8 protein-coding genes are annotated in these 13,303 nt (G+C 65.2%); 7 read left to right on the forward strand and 1 reads right to left on the reverse strand.

Annotated features, from left to right (window positions below; genetic code table 11):
* Positions 1–120: 120 nt before the first annotated feature.
* The 3 genes from WMF19_RS41145 to WMF19_RS41155 all read left to right on the forward strand — a co-directional run bounded on the left by WMF19_RS41145 (position 121) and on the right by WMF19_RS41155 (position 4,502).
* Positions 121–1,881, forward strand: coding sequence for a DUF1592 domain-containing protein (locus tag WMF19_RS41145; RefSeq protein WP_437895365.1), 1,761 nt, complete (start codon positions 121–123; stop codon positions 1,879–1,881).
* A gap of 19 nt (positions 1,882–1,900) precedes the next feature.
* Positions 1,901–3,532, forward strand: a complete 1,632-nt coding sequence (locus WMF19_RS41150; protein WP_437895366.1) for a DUF1552 domain-containing protein — start codon at positions 1,901–1,903, stop codon at positions 3,530–3,532.
* Positions 3,533–3,734: 202 nt separating this feature from the next.
* A complete protein-coding gene (locus WMF19_RS41155; protein ID WP_437895367.1) occupies positions 3,735–4,502 on the forward strand; it encodes a hypothetical protein in 768 nt (255 codons plus the stop codon).
* A 197-nt stretch (positions 4,503–4,699) separates the two neighbouring features.
* On the opposite strand, the gene WMF19_RS41160 is transcribed toward WMF19_RS41155, so the two are convergent.
* Positions 4,700–5,266 carry a hypothetical protein gene (locus WMF19_RS41160; protein WP_437895368.1) on the reverse strand — a complete coding sequence of 189 codons (567 nt, stop codon included), beginning with the start codon at positions 5,264–5,266 and terminating at the stop codon, positions 4,700–4,702.
* A 612-nt stretch (positions 5,267–5,878) separates the two neighbouring features.
* Here WMF19_RS41160 and WMF19_RS41165 point away from each other — a divergent pair.
* The 4 genes from WMF19_RS41165 to WMF19_RS41180 all read left to right on the forward strand — a co-directional run bounded on the left by WMF19_RS41165 (position 5,879) and on the right by WMF19_RS41180 (position 13,298).
* Entirely contained in the window at positions 5,879–7,942 is a 2,064-nt protein-coding gene (locus tag WMF19_RS41165; RefSeq protein WP_437895369.1) for an O-linked N-acetylglucosamine transferase family protein, read from the forward strand.
* Between the two features lie 177 nt (positions 7,943–8,119).
* On the forward strand, positions 8,120–9,742 hold the full coding sequence (locus tag WMF19_RS41170) for a DUF1552 domain-containing protein (RefSeq protein ID WP_437895370.1): 1,623 nt from the start codon (positions 8,120–8,122) through the stop codon (positions 9,740–9,742).
* Positions 9,743–10,209: 467 nt separating this feature from the next.
* A complete protein-coding gene (locus WMF19_RS41175; protein ID WP_437895371.1) occupies positions 10,210–11,688 on the forward strand; it encodes a DUF1592 domain-containing protein in 1,479 nt (492 codons plus the stop codon).
* A gap of 14 nt (positions 11,689–11,702) precedes the next feature.
* The gene (locus tag WMF19_RS41180) at positions 11,703–13,298 is read left to right on the forward strand and encodes a DUF1552 domain-containing protein (protein ID WP_437895372.1); all 1,596 of its coding nucleotides are present in this window, start codon (positions 11,703–11,705) and stop codon (positions 13,296–13,298) included.
* Positions 13,299–13,303 lie beyond the last annotated feature (5 nt).

Consider the following 13,303-nt stretch of genomic DNA (forward strand, 5'->3'; position numbering starts at 1 on the left):
AGCGCGCCGCTCGTACGCCGGCGTTTCACTATCACGTCTCCAAGAGAAGCCGTCGGTCAGGCGCGCGTGATCTAGCGGATGGCGACCTCCGGGCCGACCCATAACTTTTGATCCGCTCCCATGATCACTCCGGCGCGGACCGGGAATAGTGAGGTCATGCGAACGTTGCGTCAACTATCGTACATTGGTACGACAACATTTTTGGCGTCATTAACCTTCCTCGCTGGCTGCACTGGCGAGATCGCATCCGGTGAGGATGAGGTCACCGGCGGCGGGAATACCACCGGCGGCAGCGGCAGCGGCAGCACCGGTTCGGGGGGCACGGACGAACCCGACAACGGTCCCCCCGAGGTCTGCATCCCCGGCATCCCGGTGACCACCCAGATCCCGCGGCTCCTGAACCGGCAGTACGACAACACGGTGCGGGATCTCCTTGGCGTCACCACCGTCGACAGCAAGCTGCCGTCCGAGCAGCTCGTCGACGACTTCGACGGCCCGATGACCCCGGACGCGTGGCGCCTCTATCAAGAGGTCGCCGAGAAGATCGCCAAGGCAGTGATGGCTGGGCCGAACAAATCCAAGTTCATCAGCTGCGACCCTTCGGCGGCCGGCTGCTTGGAGCAGACCATCAAGACCTTCGGCCGCAAGGCGTTCCGTCGCCCGCTGACCGATCTGGAGGTGGCGCGATTCCAGAAGCTGGGCCAGATTACGCCGGCAGGAACGCCGGCCGAGGTCGCCGAGGCAACGCTGGTCGGCTTCCTCGTGTCGCCCTCGTTCCTCATGCTCCCCGAGCTGGCGACCGACCCGGACGCGTCGGGTCAGGGCATCAAGCTGTCCAGCTACGAAGTGGCGACGAAGCTTTCGTACCTGCTCTGGGGCTCCGCTCCGGATGAGGTGCTGAGCGCGGCGGCGGACAACAACGAGCTCCAGACCAAGGAGCAGATTCTGGCCCAGGCGCAGCGAATGATCGCCGTGCGCGAGAAGACCGGGCCGCTCGTGACGTCGTTCCACCGCAACTGGGCGCAGATGAACAACGGAAACGCCCACTGGTGGAAGATGGATCACGACACCGAGACGTATCCGCTGTACTCCGACGCCGCCAAGCCCAGCTGGCAGGCGGAGCTCGACTCCTTCTTCGAGGACGTCGCGTTCGAGGGCGGTTCGTTCGACGACCTCCTCCTCAGCAATGTCGCCTTCGTCAACAAGGACAACGCGGCGATCTACGGGCTCGATCCTGCGAGCTACGGCACCGAGCTGACCAAGGTGGAGCTGGACGCCAACGTGCGGCCGGGCTTCCTGACGCGCGTCGGGTTCTTGAGCTCCTACGCGGGCTACGACGCCACGAGCCCGATCCTGCGCGGCGCGTTCATCTCGGTGTACCTGCTCGGTGTCAATCCGGGGCCGCCCATCCCCGGCGCCACCATGCAGACGGTTCAGGGCGACTTCGCGACGCAGCGCGCGCGCGTCGAGAAGCTGACGGAGCCTGCGACCTGCAACGGCTGCCACTCGATCATCAATCCGCCGGGATTCGTGATGGAGGGCTTCGACGGCATCGGAAAGTTGCAGACGACCGATCCGCTCGGTGGTGCGATCGACGCGAGCGTCACGACGAACACCATCGACTTCGGCGACGGTAATGTGAAGGAGATCTCCTCTCCGTTGCAGCTCATGCAGGAGATCGCTCAGCTCAAGAAGGCCAAGCAGCTCTACGCCGAGGCGTGGGTCTCGTACGCCTTTGGGCGGGATCCGAACGGGAAAGATAAGTGCGTCGTCGACCAGATCGACACCAAGCTGTCTGAGGGTGGCTACAGCATCCTCAACCTGCTGGCCGATCTCACTCAAGCGGATTCCTTCCGCGTGCGCGTCCGCGAAACGCCGTGAAAGCTGAGGAAACTTGACCATGAGCAAGCAACTGAACCGCAGAATCTTCCTTCGTGGCCTGGGCGGAGCCGCCCTGGCTGCGCCGTTCCTCAGCTCCGTGTGGGAGCGCGACGCCAAGGCCCAGAGCGCTTCCGGTGGGAAGGCGTTCATCGTGATGTTCACCCACTACGGGTGCGTCACGAACAAGTGGTTCCCCACGAAGACCCAGGGTGAGCTGACGGCCGCCGATCTCGAGTCGACGAGCCTCGCGGCCCTCGCTCCCTACGCGAAGAAGCTCCTCATGCCGCGCGGCATCCGCTCGATGAACGAGTGGACCTCCAACATGAAGCGTGGACAGGGGAACGACTCCCACACGCAGATCGTGGGGTCGTTCTTCACCTGCCAGCCGGTCACGCCGAACAGCAACGACCCGTTCAGCTTCAACCAGGCGACGAAGTTCAACGCGAAGCCTGTCGGTCCTTCGCTGGATCACGTCATGGCCCAGCAGCTCAGCCCGCAGGGCACGCCGCTGCTCATGGCCACGGCTGGCCAGAACGACAACGCTCAGTCGGCGATCTCCTACTCCGCCGCCGAGACCATCTACAGGGGCCTCAACGCGTCGCAGGCATTCAGCAGCCTCACGGGTCTCTTCCAGGCGGGGCAGCCGATGAATCCGGACACCTACGCGACGCTCCGCGGCAAGAGCATCCTCGACCTCGTCAAGGATGATCTGCAGACGCTCGAGCGGTTCGATATGAGCCAGGCCGACAAGCGCAAGCTCGCAGCCTGGAAGGAGCTCCTCAACCAGACAGGTACCGTCGTGGCTTCCGCGCAGTGCAGCGAGGAGCTCGGCGTGATGCTCGGTGCGACGTCCGCGAACGCCTCCAAGGCGGCGGGCGGTGGCCTGGGCGTCGACGTCCTCACGACCAAGGTCTCCGGCGATCTGGATGGAGCGGATGTCTATTCGGCCATCGCGGCGCTCGCGGCCGCCTGCAACGCCAACCCCGTCATTTTCCTGAAGTACCCGGGAAATTACAATTTCAAGGGGCTCGGCATCACCATGGAGTCGCACTCCCTCTCGCACCGCCTCGACAATGCAGGCATGACGGGCAGCTGCCTGCCCAACGCGCTCGAGTGGCTCGTCAAGGTGGACACGTATTACGCGCAGAAGTTCGCGAAGCTCGTCGGAATGCTCGACAGCATTCCCCAGGGGAATGGGCAGACGGTCCTCGACACCAGCGTCGCCATCTGGTTCAACGAGATGTCGGACGGTAATGCGCACAACCTCAACAACGCTCCGATCATTCAGGCCGGCAGCGGCGGCGGGTACTTCAAGCAGGGTCAGATCATCAACGTCGACCCCTCGTCGACCCCGACGCAGGGCAACAGCCTGTCGCAGTGCGCCAACGGGTCCGGCCAGGTCAACGGTATCAACCAGGGCACCGGGACCGATGCGAAGGTCGGCAACGCGCCGATCAACAAGTACTTCTGCAACATCATGAACGCCATGGGCGTGAAGGCGGGCGCGGACGGCTTCCCTGCGAAGGGTGGCTCCGCGGAGGTGACCAAGTTCGGCTATTCCGACAAGACGGAAGAGTTCATCGGCGGCAAGGGAGCGGTCGCCGGCGCCTCGATCAAGAATCCGGGCGGGTTCACGGAGCTCAAGGCCTGAGCACGCTCGGAGCCAGGCCCTGAGCACCCCGACGAGCTCGGGTCCAAAGACCCCTTCTTCCCGAAGGGGTCTTTGCGTTTGTGTGCCGTCGGTGACCACGGGCATCGAAAAATTGCCGCTCTATGTGGCGTGGCTCATGTCGCGACTTTGTTCTGCCCGACGACGGCGGACGGCGATAAGCTGGACATCTCTTCTCATGTTCATGCTGGCGAAGCGTCTCCTCATCCCGGCTGCGTTGCTCCTCCCGCTGGCCTGCTCGAGCGAGGTGAGCGAAGGTGCAGGCGGGGGCGGGGACGCTGGTGACGACGCGCTCGTTGTCCCGGAAGACCTCACGATCATGGCGCTCCCCGGCGGAAACGGCGTGCTCAACGTGATCGCGCTGACTCTTCGCAGAGGGCCGACCAACACCGAGCTCTACGCCGCCTTGAGGAACGACGGGGATACCCCTGCTTGCAGCGCTGCCCTCTCCGTCGAGCTCTACAACAAGGCCCAGCAGTCCCTGGCATCCGGGATCAACGGGCTGCTGACTCAGCATTTCTATCGAGTCACGGACGGCTCGGACGCGATCGCCGCGTGCGTGGGTCCAGGTGACGTGACCATGACCGCGGTGACGGATCTGCCCTCGGACATCGTGATCGAAGACGTGGGATACGTCGTCTACCGGTGCCCCTACTTTGCCCTCGACGTCGTTCCCATCGATGGCCTCACCATCAGCGACGTGAAGGCCGTGACGGGTGGCGCCGGCACGGCGTACGCGGGCACGCTCTTCAACGGACTCGACGTCGCGGTGAGCGATCCCTCCGCCACGGTCTTCTCGGTTACTCGCGTCGGGCGTCCGCTCGGCGTAGCGATCGCCAGCGGCGCAGTCCAGGTGCCGCCGGGCGGCAGCTGGGCCTTCGAGACGAACACCGTGGAAACGCCCGGAGCTGATCAAGCCGCATATCCGGCAGGCGCGATGGCAAAGCAGTAGACCATCCCATGAGCCGCTCGGCTAACCCTGACACGAGGCGTTTCCGAAGAGCAGCCGGCGCCTGCGCGCGTGCAACCCAGGGCGCACGTGTGCGGAGACGCGTCACGCGCGGTGAAGGAAGCTGCCGTCGGAGGCGGCTTCCTTCACGCTGCGCCTGTAGGCGCCGCAACCCGTCGGCGGCTACTCGCCAGGCACTGCTACTCCTGAGCGCCGTCGGCGATCCATTGCGTGAGCGCCTGGATGTAGTCGGGGGGTATGCACTTGGAATCCCCCTCGTTCACGCATTCAAGGGGCATTCGCGGAGTTGCGCCGCACGGCCCCTTCAGGATCTTGATGAGCCCGCTCTCTTCCGGATTACCGGGATTGATGAGATCGCCGCAATTCTTGGTTGTGTGAGAGCTCACCCTCGTGTGAAGCTCTTCGTCGAGCATCAAGTTCAGGGGGTTCATGTCGTCGTTATGGCAACCCGCCCCGAAACAGGCGTTTTGTATGACGAACTGCAGCGTCTCGAAGGTCGGTTCGATCTCGCTGCCGCTGCCGGTCGAGCCGCCGTCGCCACCGGTGCTCGCGCTGGTCGAGCCAGCCCCGCCCGAACCGCCGGACCCGACCGCGCTCGAGGTAGACACACTGGCGCTCGTGCTGCTGGCATCCGTGCCGCCGGCGCCTCCAGCGCCGGTATCGTCAGGGTCGTCGGAGCAGCCTGGAAGCGGTGACAGGACGGCGACGAATGCTACCGCGATGAAGCTTGAGATTCGAAGTTTCATGGTTCACGACGAGGATGGTGAGAGAGAAGGTTTAGCTCTCGTTCCCGTTGGATCGAAGCAAAAGGCTTCGAGCTTCGGATTGCAGAGGCGACGTGCGATCTCTGACCGCGTCGCCCGTGGGCAAGAGCTGCGCGAGGCGAGAAACGTCCTCTTGTACGGATAGAATGAGCAAACGCGAGCCGAAAATCAAGCGGTTCGTGGGGCCCATGCTCGTGTACAGCCCTGCTGTACGCGTCGATTGACATTCGTGCCTTGTGCGCTCCAGCCGGTCTCACGTGTCCAAGAGCGCCTCTCAAAACCACGCGTGACCAGGTTACCAGATAGCCGGGGTCGTGCGCATCGCGTCGTTGCTCCTCGTCGCACCATCTCAGCAGGGCTCGTCGCCGCGCGTCGCGCTGCGCCCGTGCTCGGCTGCTTGGCTGGGTCCGGCACGAGCCGCGTCGGGGGGAGGAAATCCAGACGCGATCCGGATGTCAAGCGCCTCGGAGTGGCCGTCCCATCGTACAGCCATGCTGGACGCGCTGGTTGAACTACAAACCGCCTTGCGCCCAGCGCCCGGGCGCAGCCATCCTTCGCAGCGACGACTCGCACTCCTCCGACAAGGAGCTCCCCGTGACCGCCGCTTCGCTCTTCGATTTGGCAGTGCAGTTTCATCGAGCCGGGCAAGTCGATCGAGCAGAGCTCCTCTATCGCGGCGTGCTCGAGCAAGCGCCCGGGCATGGCGATGCGCTGTTTCTCCTCAGCGTGCTCGCCGTCCAAGCCGGTCGGCTCGCGGAGGCTGGCGGGCTCCTCGAGCGAGCCGTCCGCGTCGCCCCGAACAACGCCCTCTACCTGTCGCATCTCGGCGACGTATACCGCTGTCTCGGCCGGAGACCCCAGGCGGCCGCCGTGCTGCTCATGGCCGTCGCTCGAAAGCCCGACTTCGCCGAGGCGGTGTTCAACCTCGCTCTCACGTTCGAGGAGCAAGGGGACCTCGATGCGGCGGCGGCGTGCTACGAGCGCGCCCGCGATCTCGAACCCGGTTTATTGCAGGCGGGTGAGCGCCTCGCGAGCCTGAAGGGCAAACGGGACGGGTCTGCCGCCGGGGTCGGTCCGGCAGCGGCGCGCAGCCCCGAATCGAGCTTGAGCGCGTCCGACGCCCTGGCGGCCCTCGGCGAGACGCTGCGCCTCGGCGGCCGGCCGGACGACGCCGCGGTCTGGTACCGCGTGGCGCTGCGGCTGAATCCGCGGATGGCGAACGCGTACACTGCGCTCGGCGCGATTCACGCGGACGCCGGCCGCTTCGACGAGGCGATCGACGATCTGCGTCGAGCGCTCGAGATCGACCGAAACTTCCATGTCGCTCGGGAGTACCTCGCCACCGCGCTCGGCGAGTCGGGGCTCCTCGACGACTCCCAGGCGATGTACCGCGAAGCCGTCGCCCTGTGTCCCGACGATCCCGCTGCTCACAGCGCTCTTCTCTTCAACATGCCGTTTTGGCCGAACGTCACCGAGAGCGACATCCTCGCCGAGGCGCGTGCGTGGAATGCCCGGCATGCCCGCCCCCTCGCCGCGCAGGCTCCCCAACACAAAATCGATCGCTCCCCCGACCGGCGGCTCCGCATCGGTTACGTGTCACCCGACTTCCGAACCCACGTCCAGTCTCTCTTCACGATCCCCCTGTTCCAGAACCATGATCACCGGCAGTTCGAGATCTTTTGCTACTCGAGCGCGGACAGGCCGGATAACCTGACCGAGCGCATCCGCGGATACGCCGATGTCTTTCGCGAGGTCGCCGCCCTGGACGACGCTGCCCTGTCCGAGGTCGTTCGACGCGATCAGATCGATATCCTTGTCGATCTCACCATGCACATGACCGACCGCCGCGTCCTGGTCTTCGCCCGCCGGCCCGCGCCCGTTCAGGTGTGCTGGCTGGCGTACCCCGGGACGACGGGCCTCGAATCGATGGACTATCGCCTGTCCGATCCCTTCCTCGATCCCCTCGACGCAAACACGGACGTCTACTCGGAGGAGACCATCCGGCTCCCCGACTCCTTCTGGTGTTACGACCCGCTCACCGACGTCCCCGACGTGAGCTCTCTCCCCGCTCTCACGGAGGGGAGAGTCACCTTCGGCTGCCTGAACCACTTCAGGAAAGTGAATGAAGGGGTGCTTCGCGTCTGGGCGAGGGTTCTGGCCGCGGTGCCCAGGTCGCGGCTCACGCTCATGGCGCCTCAGGGAAGGGCGCGGGACCGGGTGCGCTCGATCCTCGCGGAAGGAGGCGTCCAGCTCGATCGGATCGAGTTCGTCGATCGGTGCGGGCGGCTCGACTACCTGCGAAGGTACCGCGAGATCGACGTCTGTCTCGATACCTTTCCTTCCAACGGCCATACCACGAGCCTGGACGCGCTGTGGATGGGCGTACCGATGGTGACCCTCGCAGGTGAGACCGTGGTCGGCCGCGCCGGCGTCTGCCAGGCGATGAACCTGGGCCTGCCGGAGCTCATCGCGACGACTCCGGAGCAATACGTTCGGGTCGCCTGCTCGCTCGCCGAGGACCTCGAGCACCTGGGCGAGCTTCGCCGAACGCTGCGCGATCGCATGAAGCGGTCGCCGCTCATGGACGGCCCGCGCTTCGCCCGCAACCTCGAGTCGATCTACCGCGACGTCTGGCGCCGTTTCTGCGCTCGAGCCTGAGGCGAAGGCCGCTCGACGAACGCACCCGGCCGGACGAATTACAAATACGTTCGCGGGCCCGCGGGGATTGTAGGGGCGATGGAGAGGTGGCACGCGCGGGCATCCGGAGGGCGTTCCGGGTGGCGGCCGGGCGGCTGCTTCCATTGAAGCGAGAAAAGTACGATCATGGCAAAGCGCGTGAACCGAAGAATCTTCCTCCGGGGGCTGGGCGGAGCTTGCGTTGCAGCGCCCTTCCTCGGCTCGCTCACCGACCGCACCGTGATGGCGCAGCCGGTCACGCCGCCGAAGCGGCTGATCGTGATGTACACCCACTATGGCTGCATCACGACGCGGTGGTTCCCGAGGAAGTCGCACGGCCCGCTCACCGCCGCGGACCTCCAGTCGACGACGCTCAAGCACCTGGCGCCGTACGTCGACAAGCTCCTCATGCCCCGAGGCATCCGCGCGATGAACGAGTGGACGGTGGGGCTGGAGCGGGGGCAGGGGAACGATCGCCACTTGCAGGTGAACGGGTCGTACTTCACTTGCCACCCGGTCACTCCCAACAGCGACGACCCGTTCAGCTTCGACCAAGCGACGAAGTTCAACGCCAAGCCGACCGGTCCCTCGCTGGACCACGTCATCGCGCGACAGCTCAGCCCGCAAGGCATTCCGTTGCTCTTGAACACCGCTGGTCAGAATGACGGCGCTTTCTCGGCGATCTCCTACTCCGCCGCCGAGACCCTCTTCAAGGGCCTTAACGCGTCGCAGGCCTTCAGCAGCCTCACGGGCATCTTCGAACCGGGGAAGCCGACGTCTCCGGACACCTACGCGGCGATGCGCGGCAAGAGCGTCCTCGACATCGTGAAGGATGATCTGCAGAGGCTCGAGCGGCTCGACATGAGCCGTGCCGACAAGCAGAAGCTCGCTGCCTGGAAGGAGCTCCTCGACGCGACAGGAAGCGTGGTGGCTTCTTCGCAGTGCGACACGTCCCTCGCCATGGCGCTCGGCGCGACGCAGGAGAACGTCGACCTGGCGAGCACGACTCCGAGCGTCGACGACCGGCTGACGCGGCGAATCTCGGATGGTCTGGACGGAGCGGACCTCCATTCGAACCTCGCCGTGCTCGCGGCGGCGTGCAACGCGAACCCTGTCATCTTCCTGAAGTACCCCGGGACCTTCCTGTTCAAGGGGCTCGGCCTGGCGTACGAGAGCGCCAGTATCTCGGGTCGCCTGGACAGCGCGAACATCACGGGGACCTGCGTCCCGGGGGTGCTCGACATGCTGCTCAAGATCGACGACTACTATGCGAGGAAGTTCGCCCACCTCGTCGGCCAGCTGAACCGTATCGACGAGGGGGACGGGACGCTCCTCGACAACTGCGCGGCCGTCTGGTTCCAGGACGTGTCGGACGGCTGCGCCCGCAACCTCAACAACATGCCGATCCTCCAGGCCGGCAGCGCCGGCGGCTATTTCAAGACCGGCTGGGCCGTGAACGTCGACGACGGCTCGCCCGATCTCACGACCGGCAACAGCGAGATCACGTGTGCCCCTGGCACGTCGGACCAGGTCGACGGGGTCTCCCAGGAAACGGGGACCGATCCGTCGCTCGCCAACGCGCCGATCAACAAGTACTTCTGCAACTTGATGAACGCCCTCGGCGTCAAGGCAGGCACGGATGGTTTCCCGGCAAAGGGCGGTTCGGAGCCCGTGACCCACTTCGGCAGGTACGACCGGACGGAAGACTTCATCGGTGGCGGGACCAATCCTTCCACCCTCCACGATCCAGGCGAGTTCACGGCGCTCAGGGCGAACGCCTGAGCGGTTTCGTTCCCGAGCCTGTCGCGCGCTCGAGTGATGAATGCGCCGCGTGGGCCCGGTGCTCCGGCGCTCCGCGCTCATGACACGTCCTCTTAAAGCCATGCGCGAAGATTCTGCCGCGCGAGCGGTCTCAAGAGCGCTTGCGGGCGCCAACTCACCGAATCGGGTATTGCTGGTTGGGCCGCGTTGGAATCCTGCGCCAGGGGATCAGTTCGGTGCGGGTCGGGGATAGTGTCGTTATGCGAACGCTGCGGCAACTGGCGTACATCGGTACGGCGACACTTTTGACGTCATCAACTTTTCTCGCTGGTTGCACTGGCGAGATCGCGCCCGGTGAACCGGGAGTCTCCTCCAGCGGTGGGGAGACTTCTGGCGCCGGTACGGGGGGCGGAGCGGAGGAGCCGGACCCCGGCGACCCGGATGTCTGCACCCCCGGCATCTGGGCGACATCCCAGGTCTCGCGGCTCTTGAACCGGGAGTACGACGCGGTGGTGAGGGATCTGCTCGGCGTGACGAGCCTGCCGAACGCCCCCACGGGCAACCCGTCCTCTCTCCTCGTGGCCGACTTCGAGGGCAGCATGACGGATATCGCCTGGAACTCCTACCTCGTGGCAGCCGAGAGCATTGCCGCCGAGGTGATGGCCGGGGCGAGCAAGTCCAAGTTCATCGCCTGCGATCCGGCCGCGGCCGGGTGCCTCGAGTCGACGATCCGCGCTTTCGGCCGCAAGGCTTTCCGCCGCCCTGTGACGGACGAAGAGGTGCAGCGCTACATGCGCTTCAACACGCTGGAGCCCAAGGGCACGCCCGCGGAGGTCGCCGAGGCCATCCTCTTCGCCATGCTCGCTTCGCCCTCGTTCATCACGGTCCCCGAGCTGACGGACGACGCGGAGAGCGGCGCCATCAAGCTCTCCAGCCACGAGGTGGCGACGAGGCTCGCGTTCCTGCTCTGGGGCTCCATTCCAGATGACGCCTTGAACACGGCCGCAGACGCCGGTCAGCTCACCACCAAGGAGCAGATCCTCGCGCAGGCGGGGCGGATGGTCCAGGACCGCGCCAAGACGGCGCCGATCGTGGCCCTGTTTCATCGTGCTTATGCGGACATCCGTCAGGGGTCGCACTGGGGAACGGTCGAGCACGACACGACCCGGTTCCCCGACTACTCCCCGGACATCGTTGCTCCGATGCTGGCCGAGATCGACGCCTTCTTCGAGGAGGTGGCGTTCGACGGGGGGTCGTTCAAGGACATCTTCCTGAGCAACGTCGCGTACGTCAACAAGGACACCGCTCCGATCTACGGGCTCAACGCCGCGGACTACGGCGCGGAGCTGACGCGGGTGGAGCTCGACCCGACCGAGCGGCCGGGGTTCTTGACCCGCGTTGGGTTCTTGAGCTCCTACTCGTCCTTCGGCGCCACGAGCCCGATCCTGCGGGGCGCGTTCGTCTCCAACAGGCTGCTCGGGCTCACCCTGAAGCCGACGCCCGGCGCGGACCAGACGCCGCGGCCGCCGGGCCCGTTCTCCACGGAGCGTGAGGCCATCGAGGCGCTGACCTCCCCTGCGGGGTGCGTCGAATGCCACAGCAAGTTCGTCAACCCGCCGGGCTTCGTGCTCGAGAGGTTCGACTCCCTTGGCAAGGTGCAGACAAAGGATCTGCTCGGCGGCGACATCGACGCGACGGGCGACGTCTACTTCAGCGACACCAACACCAGGGCGATCACGACGCCCCTCGAGATGATGACCGAGCTCGGTGCGGGGGAGATCGCCAAGCGTCACTATGCCGAGCAGTGGGTCTCCTGGGCTCGCCGGAGGGTGCCGAACACGAACGACGCCTGCACCGTCAACGAGCTCAGCGACAAGCTGTCCAACGACGGCTACACAATCATCAATCTGCTCACCGATCTTACCCAGGCCGATTCGTTCCGCCTGCGCACCATCGTCGGGAACTGAGAAGGAATACGACCATGATGAAGAACCTCAACCGAAGAGTATTCCTCCGAGGCCTGGGTGGAGCCGTCGTCGCTGCACCTTTCCTGGGCTCTGTCGCCGAGCGTGACGCGGAGGCGCAGTCGGCCGGCGGCGGCGCTCCGAAGCGGCTGATCGTGCTCTTCACGCACTATGGCTGCCTGACGAACCGGTGGTTCCCGAAGAAGTCCCATGGCGAATTGACCGCCGCCGATTACGAGGCGACGACGCTCAAGCACCTCGCTCCCTTTGCAAAGAAGCTCCTGATGCCCCGTGGCATCCGGGCGATGAACGAGTGGAGCTTCGGGCGGACCCACGGCCAGAACAACGACCCCCACGGTCAGGTCATGGGGTCGTATTTCACCTGCTACCCGGTGACGCCTGAGAGCGACAAGTTCAACGCGAAGTCGACCGGGCGGTCGCTCGACCACATCGCCGCGGAGCAGGTCAACCCCAATGGCGCGGCCCCCCTCGTGATGCAGATCGGCGGGGTGCGGCAGGATTCTTTCTCCAATTTCTCGTACGACCAGCCCAAGCAGATCTTCCCTGGCATCGGGTCTCCGACGACGATCTACAACAACCTCACGGGCCTCTTCGGTCAGGGCCCCGTGTCGCAGGATACGTACAAGGTGGCCCGCGGCAAGAGCGTGATCGACGTCGTGCGGGAGGATCTGGAGTCCTTCGAGAGGGTCAGGATGAGCAAGGCGGACAAGCAGCGACTCTCCGACTGGAAGGACCTCCTCCACCAGACGACGAACACGGTCAGGGCCCAGTGCAGCGCCGCCCAGGCAGAGGCGCTCGGTTTGACGGCCCAGTCCGTGCAGGCGGCCTCGCAGGGGGGTGGCCTCGGCGTCGACCTGTCGAAGTCGACGAACGTCATGATGGACCTCGCGGTGCTCTCGGCCATCTGCGACCAGAACCGCGTCATCTTCATGAAGTTCCCCGGGGGCGTCACGTTCAAATGGGATGGAATCAATCACTCGAAGGACTCCCATGGCATTTCCCACCGCGTCGGCGACGCCAACATGGGCGGGGACTGCGTTCCTGGTGTCATCGAGATGATTCAGGAGATCGACGACTGGTACGCCAAGAAGTTCGCCTACCTCGTCGGTCGGCTGGACAGCATCGATGAGGGCGACCGGAAGCTCCTCGACAACACCGCGACCGTCTGGTTCCAGGAAGACTCCGACGGCAACAGCCACAACCTCAACAACCTCCCGATCCTCCAGGCGGGGGACTGCGGCGGCTACTTCAAGGTGGGCCAGGCCGTGAACGTCGAAGGGGGCAAGGCCGACCTGGCCGTCGGCAGCAGCGAGGCTGCCTGCGGACCGGGCCAGACGAAGCTCGACTTCGCCGCGATCGATGGCACAGGGACTCCGCCGGACGTCGCCACGCAGCCGATCAACAAATACTTCTGCAACCTGCTGAACGCCATCGGGGTGAAGGCTGGCGCGGACGGCTTCCCGGCGATCGGCGGCTCGGCAGAGGTGACCTGCTTCGGCAAGCACGACGACACAAAGCTCTTCGTCAGCGAGAACAACCCGGTGTCCATCAAGAATCCTGGTGAGTTCAAGATGCTTCGCGCGAACGGCTGATCGTC

It is taken from the genome of Sorangium sp. So ce124 (assembly GCF_051525235.1).
In the GTDB taxonomy this organism is placed as follows: Bacteria; Myxococcota_A; Polyangia; order Polyangiales; family Polyangiaceae; genus Sorangium; species Sorangium atrum.

What these genes read in the sequence shown, in the direction of transcription:
- WMF19_RS41145 (WP_437895365.1), top strand. Translation starts at nt 121, where the DNA reads ATGATCACTCCGGCGCGGACCGGGAATAGTGAGGTCATGCGAACGTTG.
- WMF19_RS41150 (WP_437895366.1), top strand. Translation starts at nt 1,901, where the DNA reads ATGAGCAAGCAACTGAACCGCAGAATCTTCCTTCGTGGCCTGGGCGGA.
- WMF19_RS41155 (WP_437895367.1), top strand. Translation starts at nt 3,735, where the DNA reads ATGCTGGCGAAGCGTCTCCTCATCCCGGCTGCGTTGCTCCTCCCGCTG.
- WMF19_RS41160 (WP_437895368.1), bottom strand. Translation starts at nt 5,266, where the DNA reads ATGAAACTTCGAATCTCAAGCTTCATCGCGGTAGCATTCGTCGCCGTC.
- WMF19_RS41180 (WP_437895372.1), top strand. Translation starts at nt 11,703, where the DNA reads ATGATGAAGAACCTCAACCGAAGAGTATTCCTCCGAGGCCTGGGTGGA.